Source organism: Streptomyces sp. NPDC000594 (genome assembly GCF_040299965.1).
In the GTDB taxonomy this organism is placed as follows: Bacteria; Actinomycetota; Actinomycetes; order Streptomycetales; family Streptomycetaceae; genus Streptomyces.
This window is the reverse complement of the sequence record NZ_JBEPCY010000012.1, coordinates 76,670-90,485: the sequence shown is the minus strand read 5'-3', so window position 1 is coordinate 90,485 and position 13,816 is coordinate 76,670. Positions and strand designations below refer to the sequence as shown.

Below are 13,816 nucleotides of genomic sequence, written 5' to 3'. Positions count from 1 at the left end.
CCGGGGCGCGGGATCTCAACTCTGGTAGGCGACCAGCGATATACCGACATAGTGCACGACGAACGCGGCGAGGGTGAGGGAGTGGAACACCTCATGGAAGCCGAACCAGCGCGGTGAGGGATTCGGCCGTTTGATGCCGTACACCACCCCGCCCACGCTGTAGAGCAGCCCGCCGACCACCACACAGACCAGGACCGCTATCCCGCCCGCCCGCAGGAAGTCGGGGAGGAAGAAGACCGCGGCCCAGCCCATCGCGATGTAGCAGGGCGTGTAGAGCCAGCGCGGGGCGCCGACCCAGAGGACCCGGAAGGCGATGCCCGCCGTCGCGGCGGCCCAGACCGCCCACATCAGCCAGGTGGCCTTGGCCTCCGGGAGCAGCAGCATGGTCAGCGGGGTGTAGGTGCCCGCGATGATCAGGAAGATATTGGCGTGGTCGAGGCGGCGCAGCACGGCCTCGCCGCGCGGGCCCCACTCGCCCCGGTGGTAGAGCGCGCTCACCCCGAACAGCAGACACGCGGTGAGCGTGTAGATCGCGCAGGTGACGCGCGCGGTGGTGGAGTTGGCGAACGCCGTGAGGACCAGTCCGGCGACCAGCACCGCCGGGAACATCCCGGCATGCAGCCAGCCGCGGAGTCGGGGCTTCACCGGAGGTGGGTCGATCGCGGTCACTTCGGGCGCGGCAGAGGTCATAGGGGGATGGTACCTACGGAACCGTAGGTAGCGGCTTACGGGTTGTCCCCCGGAGGCGGTACGGGGTGCCGCACGGCCGGTCGACGGGTCCCCCGTTCGGGCGTTGTCGGGTACGGGCGGATGACGGCTCCGGGGCCCCTTTCGGTCCGCTCCGGGCGCCCCGCCTCCTTCCTCGCGGTCGATTCTCGGCACCCGTACCCCCTCCCGGGTGGCGGTTTTCCCGGGTGGAGCGGGGGAGATCCACCAACGAAACGGTGTATACCGGGTCCGCGGTCACCGTGACATGCGCGCGACGCGAGTGGCGATGCTCACGTGAGAGCCCCCCTGGACATATGCGCATGAGCCACGGATGATCAGATGAGTGCGGTCGGCACCGGATGAGCGGGCTACGAAGCATCCGGGTCGAGGCCCCCACGGGGCAGTCAGACAAGTCACACCATCACAGGGCATCCCCTCACCCCTCTTTTAGGAGCGATCGTGGCGCGCGACATCGCGGCTCCCATCACCGTCCCCACCGACCTCCCCACCGATCACAAGGCACTGATCACCTGGGTGGACGAGATCGCGGAGCTCACCCAGCCGGACCGGGTCGTCTGGTGCGACGGATCCGAGGCCGAGTACACCCTCCTCTGCGAGGAACTCGTCGCCAGGGGCACCTTCCGCAAGCTGGACCCGGTCAAGCGCCCCAACTCGTACTACGCCGCCTCCGACCCCACGGATGTCGCCCGCGTGGAGGACCGCACCTTCATCTGCTCCGAGCGGGAGCAGGACGCCGGGCCGACCAACCACTGGAAGGCGCCGGCCGAGATGAAGGCCATCTTCACCGGCGAGGGCGCCACCGGTGCCGGCACCACCGGCGAGGGCCCGGGCGAGCAGGGCATCTTCCGGGGCTCGATGCGCGGCCGGACGATGTACGTCGTCCCCTTCTGCATGGGCCCGCTGGGCTCCCCGCTCTCCGCGATCGGCGTCGAGATCACCGACTCCGCCTATGTCGCGGTCGCCATGCGCACCATGACCCGCATGGGCCAGGCGGTCCTGGACGAGCTGGGCGAGGACGGCTTCTTCGTCAAGGCGGTGCACACCCTCGGCGCCCCGCTCGCCGAGGGCGAGCAGGACGTCCCGTGGCCGTGCAACTCCACCAAGTACATCTCCCACTTCCCCGAGACCCGGGAGATCTGGTCGTACGGCTCCGGCTACGGCGGCAACGCCCTGCTCGGCAAGAAGTGCTACGCGCTGCGCATCGCCTCGGTCATGGCGCGCGACGAGGGCTGGCTCGCCGAGCACATGCTGATCCTCAAGCTCACCCCGCCGCAGGGCGAGGCGAAGTACGTCGCCGCCGCCTTCCCCTCCGCCTGCGGCAAGACCAATCTCGCCATGCTGGAGCCCACCGTCCCCGGCTGGACGGTGGAGACCATCGGCGACGACATCGCGTGGATGCGGTTCGGCGAGGACGGCCAGCTGTACGCGATCAACCCCGAGGCGGGCTTCTTCGGGGTCGCCCCCGGCACCGGTGAGCACACGAACGCCAACGCCATGAAGACCCTCTGGGGCAACTCCGTCTTCACCAATGTCGCCCTCACCGACGACAACGACATCTGGTGGGAGGGGATGACCGAGGAGACCCCGGCCCATCTGATCGACTGGAAGGGCAACGACTGGACCCCGGAGTCCACCACTCCGGCGGCCCACCCCAACGCCCGCTTCACCGTCCCCGCCGCCCAGTGCCCGACCATCGCGCCGGAGTGGGAGGACCCCCGGGGCGTGCCGATCTCGGCCATCCTCTTCGGTGGCCGCCGCGCCAGCGCGGTCCCGCTGGTCACCGAGTCCTTCACCTGGCAGCACGGGGTCTTCCTGGGCGCGAACGTCGCCTCCGAGAAGACCGCCGCCGCCGAGGGCAAGGTGGGCGAGCTGCGCCGCGACCCGTTCGCGATGCTCCCCTTCTGCGGCTACAACATGGGCGACTACATGGCCCACTGGGTCAAGGTCGGCCAGGACGCCGTGGAGCGGGGCGACGGCGACAAGCTGCCGAAGATCTACTACGTCAACTGGTTCCGCAAGGACGACGCCGGCCGGTTCGTCTGGCCGGGCTTCGGCGAGAACAGCCGGGTGCTGAAGTGGATCGTGGAGCGGCTGGAGGGCACGGCCGAGGGTGTGGAGACCCCCATCGGTGTGCTGCCCACCGCCGGTGCGCTGGACACCGAGGGCCTGGACCTGACCGCCGAGGAGCTGGAGTTCCTGCTCACCGTGGACACCGAGGTCTGGCGTGAGGAGGCGGCGCTGGTGCCCGAGCACCTGAACACCTTCGGCGACCACACGCCCAAGGAGCTGTGGGACGAGTACCGCGCGCTGGTCGCCCGGCTCGGCTGAGCCGCCGCTCCGCCCCGTACCGCGCGGTCAGGGGGCGGGGGAATCGCTCCCGGGCAGGGGCCTGGGGGAGGGATCCCCGCCCGGGAGCGACAGCGAGGGCACCCGGTCCACGCGCCTTCGCGGCCGTGGACCGGGGCCGTCAGTGGGCGCCGACCAGGCGCGACGCGTCCAGCTCCGCCGCGTCCAGCGCGGCCGCGTGGGCGTCCATCCGCCGGGCGGCGAGGACGGCGACGGCGGTGTCGGCGCGGGAGGCGGCCACCACGAGCGCCCGGCCCGCGAGCGCGTGCGCCCTGCGGTGCAGATCCCGGGAGGGGGCGCGGCTGTGACCCGCGTGCCGGACCGGCGGGGCCCCGCGCAACCTGCCCACCTGGGCCGCGATCAGCTCGGCGGCGTCGGTGAGCCCCAGCTCGTCGGTGACGGCCAGGAGCGCGGAGAGATGGCCGGCGAGCTGGATGTCCAGCTCTTCCTCGCGGGAGCGGTGGGGGTAGTCGTCGGCGGGGTCGGCCATCGTGTGGACCGACTTGGTGCGGATCGGCTCGTACATGGGGATGGCCTCCTGCGTTCGGTCAGGAGACCATCCTACATTGGATCCAGTCTAAAGTTGAGTGAAGTCAGGACTGGCTGGAAATGATCTCCGGGGCCGGAGATCGCCGAACCGGGGCCGTCCGGGCCGTCGGCCCCGGGGGCGATCAGGACCGCCGGGGCCGGGGGCGCGCGGCCTCAGGGCTGGCCGTAGCCGTCCAGGAAGGCGCCGATCCGGGTCACCGCGTCCGCCAGCTCCTTCGCCGCCGGCAGGGTGACGATCCGGAAGTGATCGGGCTCCGGCCAGTTGAACCCCGTACCGTGCACCACCATGATCTTCTCGGCCCGCAGCAGGTCCAGGACCATCTGCCGGTCGTCCTTGATCCGGTAGACCTTGGGGTCCAGCCGGGGGAAGAGATAGAGCGCGCCCTTGGGCTTGACGCAGGTCACCCCGGGGATCTGGGTGAGCAGGTCATAGGCGATGTCCCGCTGCTCCAGGATCCGCCCGCCCGGCAGCACCAGATCGTCGATGGACTGCCGCCCGCCGAGTGCCGTGGCCACCGCGTGCTGGGAGGGCATATTGGCGCAGAGCCGCATATTGGCCAGGACGGTCAGCCCCTCGATGTACGAGGAGGCATGGGCCTTCGGGCCGCAGACCGCGAGCCAGCCGGAGCGGTATCCGGCCACCCGGTAGTTCTTGGAGAGACCGTTGAAGGTCAGCACCATCAGATCGGGGGCGATGGCGGCGGTCGGGGTGTGGGTGGCGCCGTCGTAGAGGATCCGGTCGTAGATCTCGTCGGAGCAGACGATCAGGTTGTGGCGGCGGGCGATCTCGGTCAGCCCGCGCAGCATCTCGTCGTCGTAGACCGCGCCGGTGGGGTTGTTGGGGTTGATGATCACCAGGGCCTTGGTGCGGTCGGTGATCCTGCGCTCGATGTCGGCGAGGTCGGGCATCCAGTCGGACTGCTCGTCGCAGCGGTAGTGCACGGCGGTACCGCCGGCGAGCGAGACGGAGGCGGTCCACAGCGGATAGTCGGGGGCGGGGACCAGGACCTCGTCACCGTCGTCGAGCAGGGCCTGCATCGACATCTGGATCAGTTCGGAGACGCCGTTGCCGAGGTAGATGTCCTCGACATCGAGGTCGATGCCCTTGGTCTGGTAGTGCTGCATCACCGCGCGCCGGGCGGCCAGCAGCCCCTTCGCGTCCCCATAGCCGTGCGCCCCGCCGAGATTGCGGAGGATGTCCTCCAGGATCTCGGGCGGGCACTCGAATCCAAAGGCCGCCGGGTTGCCGGTGTTGAGCTTGAGGATGCGATGGCCTGCTGCCTCCAGCCGCATCGCCTCCTCAAGGACCGGGCCCCGGATCTCGTAACAGACATTTGCGAGCTTCGTCGACTGGATCACCTGCATGCCCGTGAGCTTAAGGGGGGCGAATGGAGATCGGGGGCCCTTTTCGTCCCGGTCGATCGACCGCCGGAAACGGCATGGGGCGGCTCGGGGTGGTGGTGGGGGTGAACTCCCTTGGAATACGTGATCGGCAGCCGTCCGCCGCCTGCGGTTCATGCCGTGGCGGGGCGGGAACGCCGAATGGGTGTTGTCCTCGTCACCCCGGCCCGGCGCGGGGGTGGGAGGTGCCCCGCCGGGCCCGGCCGTCCGGGCATGGTCGGCCCCGTCCCGGCGTCCCCCGCTCTCGGCGGTCCTTTTCGCCCGGGGCGGCGCGGGAAGCGGTCCGCGGGGGCGGCCCGGGATGGTGGAATTTCCGGATCCGGGCCGGTGGTGGCCCGGTGGCGCGAAGATCCGGGAATGCCGGGATTATCGCGATGCCAGAATCTGAGCCGGAATCCGAGCCGCAATCTCGGGGCGCCGTCGATGGATCTCCCTGTGCCGCCTTTTTGGTTTTCTGTAAAGGGTGGCGAAAAGGGGGTTACGGGAAAGAAAGAACCCCGGGATGCGCTGTCGCATATCCCGGGGTCTGGGAATTCCGGCCTGGGCCGGTCCTCCGGGGCCGGCGCGGGGCCGGCCGTCGTCACGCAGGTCAGGCGTTGACGCAGGTGTTCCCGAAGGCGGGGTTCAGGATGCCGACCACGTTGATCGAGTTGCCACAGAGGTTGATGGGCACGTGCACGGGCACCTGGACGACGTTGCCCGAGAGCACGCCGGGCGAGCCCACGGCGGCACCGCTCGCGCCCGCGTCGGCCATCGCCGGAGCGGCCGTGCCCAGAGCCATGATGACGCCTGCGGCGACCGCGGCAGCCTTCTTGTTCATTTTCTTGATCCTTTCAGCGGAGGGCGCGTACGCAGTCACGGCCTTCGCGCTGCGTCGACAGATCCCTGTGCATGGCACCCCCGCAAACCTGTTAACGAGGGGGTTCCCGGTAGGAAACCTTCGTATGGCCGCCCGTTCGAAATTCACCCGTATGCAGCACGGTGATTTATTGACGTGGGCGGAATTAAATCACTGGATTCGCCATCGGATTTTCATCCCGACGATTTTCGACCCGCCGGGGAATGCGATGACCAGGGAGGCGCCCCCGAGCGTGCGAGGCCGCTCGGGGGCTCTCACGGGCCGGTGGCTCAGTTGTTGCCGGCGCCGTTGCCCGACAGGATCGGGATGTTGCTGAGGATGTGCGACAGCGGCTCGTCGCCCTTGGCCTGGGTCGAGTTCTCGGTGCACTGCTGGTTCTGCGGCGCCGACAGGATCGGGATGTCCTGGACGGTGACCGGGATGAGGCCGATGAGGGAGCCGACGTTCGCCTTCGCGGGCAGACCGATGCAGGGCTTGTTCAGGGAGCCCTGGACCAGCGCGAGCTGCGGGCTCAGGTCGCCGTGGGTGGCGGAGTTGCCGTACGCCTGGGTCGAGCCGTTGCCGCTGAACGAGGTGGTGCCGTTGTCGTTGCCCACGGCCATGGCCTGGGGGGCCATCGTGGCGCCCGCGCCCACCATCGAAGCGGTGACCGCGGCGGTGGCCAGAATCTTCTTGATCACGAGTGTTCCTTTTCGCTGTGAACGATCGATCGTGGAGCGACCTGATCAACTGCCCCCGGCCCGTTTGGTTCCGCCTCTTCACCCGAACGACGCAAAGGCCGGACGGCATGTGTACGGGGTGGTGGCGCAGGGCCGTTCGGGGGAACGGGCGTGGGGAGAACGGGCTCCCGGGACCGCGGGGCGCGGCCGGGCAGCGCGACCACCCCGGCGCCACGGGGACGACCGGGGTGGTTGGCCCGTGCGCGCCCATGGACTCCGGAGGGTGCCGGGGCCATGGGGCGGGCGGCTGGGCTCAGTTGTTGGCGATGCCGTTGCCCGACAGCACCGGGATGTTGCTGAGGATGTGCGACAGCGGCTCGTCGCCCTTGGCCTGGGTCGAGTTCTCGGTGCACTGCTGGTTCTGCGGCGCCGACAGGACCGAGATGTCCTGAACGGTGACCGGGATGGCGCCGATGAGGGAGCCGAGGTTCGCCTTGAGCGGCAGGCCGATGCAGGGCTTGTTGAGCGAGCCCTGGACCAGGCCGAGCTGCGGGCTGAGGTCGCCGTGCGTCTCGGAGTTGCCGTACGCCTGGACCGAGCCGTTGCCGCTGACCGAGGTGGTGCCGTGGTCGTCCCCGACCGCCATGGCCTGCGGCGCCATCACGGCGCCCGCGCCGGCCACGGAGAGGGTGACCGCGGCGGTCGCCATAACCTTCTTGAGCATATTCCGTCCTTCTGTCGTGGATGCCCGCACATGGAGCGCCCTGAGCAACTTCGCCCCGCATGTTTGGTTCCGCCGGTTCACTCCAATGGATCACTTCGGGGGCTCCGGCCTGAGGCAGGCGCGCGGAGGGGCACGACGTTCGCCTGCCGCGCCCCCGGTGGCGCCCGGTCCGGCGGCTCAGCCGCCGAGCTGCACCCCGCCCAGCAGCGGGGTGACCGCGCCCGCCGTCTTCAGCAGGTGCTGCGGCGCCGTGCCCTTGACCGGTCCCAGCTGGGAGGCGGTGGTGGCGACATCGGTCACCAGGTCCCCGCTGCCGCCGTTGAGCAGCGGGCTCTGCCGGAAGACCTGGTCCACACCGCCGTTGAGGCTGGTGGGAGTCAGGTTCGGCGTGGTCGCCGCCAGCGCGGGCGAGGCGGCGCCGAGCGCCGCGACCGACCCGGCGACCAGCGCGGCGACCTTGGTGTACTTCATGACTGCGCGTCCCTTCTCCGGCGACGGTCGTCGTCGCCGTCGGTCTGAACAACGACTCCCCGGCGGCAGGGAAACCCCTGCCCCGTTTCTCATATCGACGGATGGTCGGACTGTCCGTCGAAAGGGCCCACCGGGCGAACCGCCTCCGGCCGGCCGCTCCCATTCCGCGACGGAATGGCCCCGGCGGCGGGGCGGGTCAGGTAAGCCGAAGAAGCCGGGGAGCCCAGGAAAACAGCGGGTCAGGGAAGTCCGGGAAAGCGCGGAAAGCCGGGATGCCCGGCCGCCGTACGGACGACGCGCGAGTCTTACGTGTTTTCCAACTAGGTTCTGACAAACTGCACTCCTGCTTTTGTCATCTTGATCCAGCATCGAGCATGGAGAGCACGGAGGGCCCGTCATGTCGAAGCCGACCCGTTTCGGCGCCCTGGGAATCGCGGGAACCCTGGGAGCACTGTCCCTGCTGGCGCTCTCGGCCGCACCGCTCGGCGCCGTCGATGTCTCCGGCCAGCCCGAATCGGCGAGCATTCCCTTCACCCAGCGCTATCAGGCCGTCCAGCGCGGTGGTGTCGTCCGGGCCGCGAACTCCTCCATCACCTGCACCGCTCCGGTCCTCTCCACACCGAGCTGCTCCGACGCGCGGACCGGGGGCACGGGTGTCAACGGCGACTTCGAGATGTACTACATCGACGAGGACGACGATCTGAACACCTACAACTCCAGCCGTGCCGCACTCGTTCTCCCGAAGAACGCCAAGGTCAGCTATGCCCGGCTCTACTGGGGCGGAAATCTTCTCGCGGGCGAGCAGAAACCCTCCGACGACAATGGCCGGGTCCTGGTCGCCGAAGAGGGCGGCAGTTACAAACAAGTACTCGCGGATACCCGTATCGCCCATCGGGCCGCCGATGGAACGGATGCCTTCCAGGCGTCCGCCGATATCACCCCGCTGGTCCGGGAGGCCGGGGCCGGGCTCTATACGGTGGCTCAGATCAATGTCGCCATGGGGCATTCCGCCGCCGGTGCGTGGGGCGGCTGGACCCTGGTCGTGGCCTATGAGAACTTCACCGAACCCCTGCGCCAGATCTCCATCTGGGACGGATTCGAGACCATTGACACGGCCCGTGGTGCCCATGAGATCACCCTCCCCGGTCTCCGTATTCCGCAACGGGCCACCGGACGGGTGGGACTGGTCGCCTACGACGGGGACCGGGGCCGTACCGGGGACTCCGTGACGGTGCGCGTCGGAGGAACGGGCGATACGGGTGATACGGGCGCCGGGGGCGGCACGGGAGACGCGGGCGATACGGGCGGGGCGCCGAAGGAATTCCGCCTCACCGACGCCCACAACCCCGCCGACGACCTGATGAATTCCACCATCGGCGGTCCGGGCGACGACACCCACACCCGGAGGCCCTCGTACACCAACACCCTGGGATACGACTCCGATCTCTTCGACATCGGGCCCGCGCTCCGGCCCGGGGGGACCAGCGCGACCTTCCGCTTCACCGCCGAGAGCCGCTCCTACGCGCTCGGTGTGCTCTTCGTCCAGGCGGACACCCGCCGCTGACCGCCATCGCCGTCGACCATCGCCGCCGGTCACCACCCCGTACCGCCCCGCCCCGTATCGCGGGCACCGCCCGTACCGCCCCCGTACCGCCCGTACCCGAGAGAGCCGCACGTGCCGCAACCGAGCCGCCCCGGGCCGAGCCCCCTGACGATCCTCCATCTGGTCCAGCCCGTCGAGGGCGGGGTGCCCCGGGTGGTCACCGACCTGGTCCGGGCGCACACCGCCGCAGGTGTCACGACCGTGGTGGCCTGCCCGCCCGACGGGGAACTCGCCGGGCTCGCCGCGTCCGCCGGAGCCCGGGTCCACCACTGGAGCGCCGAACGCGCCCCCGGACCCCGGCTCCCCCTCGAAGTCCTCGCCGCCGCCCGGATCGTCCGGCGCAGCCGCCCCGACCTGGTCCACGCGCACAGCGCCAAGGCCGGGCTGGTCGCCCGGCTCGCCGTCCGGGGCCGGGTACCGACCGTCTTCCAGCCGCACGCCTGGTCCTTCCACGCCGTCACCGGCCGGGCCGCGCGGGCCGCCCTCGCCTGGGAGCGGTACGGCACCCGCTGGTCCACCCGGACCCTCTGCGTCAGCGAGGGCGAGCGGCGGGACGGGGAGGAGGCCGGGATCGCCGCCCGCTGGGCCGTGATCCGCAACGGGGTCGACCTGGCCCGCTTCAGCCCCGCCGGAGCCCCCGACCCGGATACGGACCCGGAGACGGGGACGGGGACGGACACAGACACGGACGCAGATCCGGACACCGACCCCGGTACCGGACCCGAAGCCGCGACCGCCGGGTCCGGGTCCGACCGGGGAACCGCCCGTGCCGCCCTGCCCCTGCTGCCCGGCATCCCCGCCGGCACCCCCCTCGTCGTCTGCGTCGGCCGCCTCTGCCGCCAGAAGGGACAGGACGTCCTCCTCGACGCCTGGCCCCGGGTCCGCGGCGACATCCCCGGCGCCACCCTGCTCCTCGTCGGCGACGGCCCCGACGGTCCCCGGCTCGCCCGGTCCGCGCCCCCCGGAGTGATCCTCGCCGGAGCCGTCACCGACACCGTGCCCTTCCTCCGCGCCGCCGACCTCGTCGTCCTCCCGTCCCGCTGGGAGGGCATGGCCCTCGCCCCGCTGGAGGCCATGGCCTGCGCCCGGCCCGTCGTCGTCACCGATGTCAGCGGCGCCCGGGAGAGCCTGCCGCCCGGCCACGCCGCCCACAGCCTCGTACCCCCCGACGATCCACGCGCCCTCGCCGCCGCCGTCGTCGCCCTGCTCCGGGACGCCCCCCTGCGGGCCGCGCTCGGCGCCGAGGCCCGTGCCCATGTACGGGCCAACGGCGACGCCGAGCGGACCGCCGCCGCCGTCCTCGGCCTCTACCAGGACCTCCTTCTTTCCTCCCCCCGCCCCCCGACGAGGAAGAGCGCGACACGATGACGACGGAGAGCGTTCCAGCGCCCCACACCGCCCGGGAGACGGCGGCCGCGCCCGGGAAGACGACCGCCGCCGCGCCCGGGAGGACCGTCGCGGCGCCCGCCCGCCGGCCGGCGCCGCGCACCGGCCCCGCCGGGCTGATCGCCGCCGATGTCCTCGCCCCGCTGCTGACCTGGGCCCTGCTGGCACCCCCCGCGCCACCGGCCCCGCTCGCCGCCGCCCTGCTCCCGCTCGCCCTGCTCCAGCCCGCGCTGTACGCCTGCCGGGGCCTGTACCGCCCCCGGCTGGTCCCGTCCGCCTTCGCCGAGATCCCCACCGTCGCCGGACTCGCCCTGCTCCAGTGGCTGATCCTCGCCGAAGGGCTGCGCTTCCTCGGCCACGGCGGAGCCCTCGCCCCGGCCGCCGCGCTGCTCGCCGCCGCCCTCCATACGGTGCTCTGCTGCGCCGCCCGCGCGATGGCCCACCGGGGCGCCCGCCGGGCCGCCGCGCACCGGCCCCGCTCCGCCCTGGTGATCGGGGACGGGCCGATCGCCCGCCAGGTCACCGGCGCCCTCCAGGGCCACCCCGAGTACGGGATGCGGCCCGTCGCCCGGATCCGGGTCCCCGCCCCGGACGGCCCCGCCCCCGGCGAACCGCCCCGGGCCCCGGCCCCGCACACCGGCGCCCCCGTCACCGTGGTGACCGCCCGTCAGGAGGGCTCCCCGGCGCCGCCGGTGCTCACCACCCCGCAGGAGGTCGAACGGACGGTGGTCCGGGACGGGGTCGGGGACGCCTTCTTCACCCATGACCCCGGCCCCGCTCCCGACCCGCGGGCGGCCGCGCTGATCGGGCTGCTCACCCGGCACGGCTGCCGGCTGTGGCTGGTCGACGGCGGTGCGGCGGCCGGGAGCTGGTGGCGGGCGGGCGGCCACGACCATGTGTGGGGCTTCGCCGTCCTGCCCCTGCGGGACGGCCCGTACCGGCCCCTCGGACGCGCCGTCAAACGCGTCCTCGACATCCTGCTCGCCGCCGTCGCCCTGGTCCTGGCCGCGCCCGTGCTGGCGGCGTGCGCGCTCGCGGTACGGATCGCCGACGGGCCCGGGGTCGTCTTCCGGCAGGAACGGGTCGGGCTCCACGGCCGCCCGTTCACCCTGCTGAAGTTCCGCACCCTGTGCCCGGTCGACGAGAGCGAGTCCGCCACCCGCTGGAACGTCGCCTTCGACCGGCGGATGTCCGCCACCGGCCATCTGCTGCGGCGCACCTCGCTCGATGAGCTTCCCCAGCTGTGGAATGTGCTGCGCGGCGACATGAGCCTGGTCGGGCCGCGCCCCGAACGCCCCTACTTCGTCTCCCGGTTCAGCCGGGCCCACCCCGGCTACCAGGCCCGCCACCGGATGCCGGTCGGCGTCACCGGGCTCGCCCAGATCCACGGGCTGCGCGGCGACACCTCCATCGAGGAACGGGCCCGCTTCGACAACCTCTACATCGACACCTGGACCCCCTGGCAGGACGTGCGGATCATCGCCCGCACGGCCGTGTCGCTGTTCCGGCTCGGAGGAAGCTGACGATGGCCCTCGCCCCGGCCGCGGACGAGGCCGCGCACGCACGGTGGGCCCCCTGGGTCCGTACCGTGGTCATCCCCCGGGTCCGTACCGCGCTCGCCCGCTGGACGGAGCCGGACGCCCGGGGCGACACCCCCGCCCGCCGGGCCGCCAGGACGGCCGCGCACGGGGCCGTCCTCCTGCCCCTGCTGGTGACGGTGCTGCTGCTGGCGGCGCCCCTGCCGAGGGGCAGCGAGGCGGGCTCCGGCCGGATCGCCCCCGCGGACATCGCCTCCGCGCTGCTCGTCCTCTGGTGTCTGATCCGGGTGGTACGGGAGCGAAGGCGCCCGCTGACCCCGCTCGCCGCCGCCGTCCTCGCGCTGCCCGCCGCGGCCGTCGCGGTCGCCGTGGTCACCGCCGCCGACCCCGGGGCCGCGCTGCCCGGACTCGTCCGCTATCTCCAGGTCTTCGTCCTGGTGCCCGGCGCGGTGCTGCTGCTCCTGCGGGACGCCCGGGACTTCCGCGCGGTCACCGGGGCGCTGGTGGTGCTCGCACTCGTCCAGGGAGCGGTCGGCGTCCACCAGTACGCCACCGGGACCGGCGCGCTCTACATGGGCGAGAGCGTCCGGGCCGTCGGCACCTTCGGACCCACCGATGTGATGGGCATGGCCACCGTCGTCGGCTACGGGCTGCTCGCCGCCGCCGCCCTCGCACTGCGCCCGCCGACCGGGGCACACCGGCTGCTGGTCCCCGCCGCGACCGTCGCCGCGGGCGCCCTCACCGTACCGCTGGCACTCTCCTTCAGCCGGGGGGTGTGGATCGCGACCGCCGCCGGAGCCCTGGTGATGCTGGTCCTGACCGGCCTGCGCCGGGCCGTGGGAACGCTGGCGGTGCTCGCCGCGGCCGGGGTGGTGCTGGTGGGCGGCCTCGGCGTCGGCTCCGAGCAGATCGCCCAGCGCCTCGGCAGCATCACCCAGGTCACGGCCGCGCCCGACCGCTCCGTCAACGACCGCTACACCATGTGGGCGGCGGCGGTCTCCATGTGGCGCGAGGAGCCGGTGACCGGGGTCGGCCTCAAGGGCTTCCCGGCGCACCGGGACGGCCATGCCTCCATCGCGCTCTCCTCCGGCGGCGAGACCGGCGGAGCGGGGCACGCCTTTAGGCGGCAGCCGCTGCTCTCGCCGCACAACATGTATCTGCTGATCCTCAGCGAGCAGGGGCTGATCGGGCTGGTCGCGTTCGCGGGGAGCTGGGGGGCGCTGCTGATCGGGGCGGTACGGAGGCTGCGCCGCCGCGCGGGCGCGGGGCGCCGTACCGCGGCGGACTGCGGGCTCGCGGCGGTGGGGCTGATGGTCTGGCAGACGGTCGACTTCCTGTACGCGGACATCGGCGGGCCCTCCACGGTGCTGACCGGGATCGTCCTGGGCCTGGCCGCGTGGTGGGCGCTGGCGCCCGTGTCTCCCGCGCCTGGCGCGCCGCTCGGTGGGGCCGCTCGTGACGGGGCCGCCCCGCGATGACCACCACCCCGCGCCCCCCGGAACCCTCCGGGGCCCCGCGCCCCGGGGGGCCACCGGGCGGTACGGGCCGCCG

12 protein-coding genes are annotated in these 13,816 nt (G+C 72.1%); 5 read left to right on the top strand and 7 right to left on the bottom strand.

Annotated features, from left to right (window positions below; all coding sequences use genetic code 11):
* Nucleotides 1-15: 15 nt before the first annotated feature.
* On the bottom strand, nucleotides 16-690 hold the full coding sequence (gene trhA / locus ABT354_RS18715) for a PAQR family membrane homeostasis protein TrhA (RefSeq protein WP_351495022.1): 675 nt from the start codon (nucleotides 688-690) through the stop codon (nucleotides 16-18).
* Between the two features lie 477 nt (nucleotides 691-1,167).
* On the opposite strand from trhA, the gene ABT354_RS18710 reads away from it, so the two are divergent.
* On the top strand, nucleotides 1,168-3,057 hold the full coding sequence (locus ABT354_RS18710; RefSeq protein ID WP_351495020.1) for a phosphoenolpyruvate carboxykinase (GTP): 1,890 nt from the start codon (nucleotides 1,168-1,170) through the stop codon (nucleotides 3,055-3,057).
* A 139-nt stretch (nucleotides 3,058-3,196) separates the two neighbouring features.
* Here ABT354_RS18710 and ABT354_RS18705 read toward each other — a convergent pair whose 3' ends face one another.
* The 6 genes from ABT354_RS18705 to ABT354_RS18680 form a co-directional block, all read right to left on the bottom strand.
* Entirely contained in the window at nucleotides 3,197-3,601 is a 405-nt protein-coding gene (locus ABT354_RS18705; protein ID WP_351495018.1) for an SCO4983 family protein, read from the bottom strand.
* A gap of 176 nt (nucleotides 3,602-3,777) precedes the next feature.
* Nucleotides 3,778-4,989, bottom strand: coding sequence for a pyridoxal phosphate-dependent aminotransferase (locus ABT354_RS18700; RefSeq protein ID WP_351495016.1), 1,212 nt, complete (start codon nucleotides 4,987-4,989; stop codon nucleotides 3,778-3,780).
* Between the two features lie 625 nt (nucleotides 4,990-5,614).
* Nucleotides 5,615-5,845, bottom strand: a complete 231-nt coding sequence (locus ABT354_RS18695) for a chaplin (protein WP_351495014.1) — start codon at nucleotides 5,843-5,845, stop codon at nucleotides 5,615-5,617.
* A gap of 308 nt (nucleotides 5,846-6,153) precedes the next feature.
* Complete coding sequence (locus ABT354_RS18690; protein WP_351495012.1) at nucleotides 6,154-6,564, bottom strand: rodlin; 411 nt, start codon at nucleotides 6,562-6,564, stop codon at nucleotides 6,154-6,156.
* 292 nt (nucleotides 6,565-6,856) lie between these two features.
* Complete coding sequence (locus ABT354_RS18685; RefSeq protein WP_351495010.1) at nucleotides 6,857-7,267, bottom strand: rodlin; 411 nt, start codon at nucleotides 7,265-7,267, stop codon at nucleotides 6,857-6,859.
* 177 nt (nucleotides 7,268-7,444) lie between these two features.
* Nucleotides 7,445-7,738, bottom strand: coding sequence for a hypothetical protein (locus ABT354_RS18680; RefSeq protein WP_351495008.1), 294 nt, complete (start codon nucleotides 7,736-7,738; stop codon nucleotides 7,445-7,447).
* 397 nt (nucleotides 7,739-8,135) lie between these two features.
* Between ABT354_RS18680 and ABT354_RS18675 the strand changes: the two genes are divergently transcribed.
* The 4 genes from ABT354_RS18675 to ABT354_RS18660 all read left to right on the top strand — a co-directional run bounded on the left by ABT354_RS18675 (nucleotide 8,136) and on the right by ABT354_RS18660 (nucleotide 13,743).
* Entirely contained in the window at nucleotides 8,136-9,302 is a 1,167-nt protein-coding gene (locus tag ABT354_RS18675; protein ID WP_351495006.1) for a DUF3344 domain-containing protein, read from the top strand.
* 111 nt (nucleotides 9,303-9,413) lie between these two features.
* Entirely contained in the window at nucleotides 9,414-10,709 is a 1,296-nt protein-coding gene (locus ABT354_RS18670) for a glycosyltransferase family 4 protein (RefSeq protein WP_351495004.1), read from the top strand.
* A complete protein-coding gene (locus tag ABT354_RS18665; RefSeq protein ID WP_351495000.1) occupies nucleotides 10,706-12,250 on the top strand; it encodes an exopolysaccharide biosynthesis polyprenyl glycosylphosphotransferase in 1,545 nt (514 codons plus the stop codon). Before ABT354_RS18670 ends, ABT354_RS18665 begins: the two co-directional genes overlap by 4 nt.
* 2 nt (nucleotides 12,251-12,252) lie before the next feature.
* Entirely contained in the window at nucleotides 12,253-13,743 is a 1,491-nt protein-coding gene (locus tag ABT354_RS18660) for an O-antigen ligase family protein (RefSeq protein ID WP_351494998.1), read from the top strand.
* Nucleotides 13,744-13,816 lie beyond the last annotated feature (73 nt).

Coding starts and splice junctions, on each gene's coding strand:
- ABT354_RS18695 (WP_351495014.1), bottom strand. CDS start 5,845: ATGAACAAGAAGGCTGCCGCGGTCGCCGCAGGCGTCATCATGGCTCTG.
- trhA (WP_351495022.1), bottom strand. CDS start 690: ATGACCTCTGCCGCGCCCGAAGTGACCGCGATCGACCCACCTCCGGTG.
- ABT354_RS18660 (WP_351494998.1), top strand. CDS start 12,253: ATGGCCCTCGCCCCGGCCGCGGACGAGGCCGCGCACGCACGGTGGGCC.
- ABT354_RS18705 (WP_351495018.1), bottom strand. CDS start 3,601: ATGTACGAGCCGATCCGCACCAAGTCGGTCCACACGATGGCCGACCCC.
- ABT354_RS18680 (WP_351495008.1), bottom strand. CDS start 7,738: ATGAAGTACACCAAGGTCGCCGCGCTGGTCGCCGGGTCGGTCGCGGCG.
- ABT354_RS18675 (WP_351495006.1), top strand. CDS start 8,136: ATGTCGAAGCCGACCCGTTTCGGCGCCCTGGGAATCGCGGGAACCCTG.
- ABT354_RS18665 (WP_351495000.1), top strand. CDS start 10,706: ATGACGACGGAGAGCGTTCCAGCGCCCCACACCGCCCGGGAGACGGCG.
- ABT354_RS18685 (WP_351495010.1), bottom strand. CDS start 7,267: ATGCTCAAGAAGGTTATGGCGACCGCCGCGGTCACCCTCTCCGTGGCC.
- ABT354_RS18700 (WP_351495016.1), bottom strand. CDS start 4,989: ATGCAGGTGATCCAGTCGACGAAGCTCGCAAATGTCTGTTACGAGATC.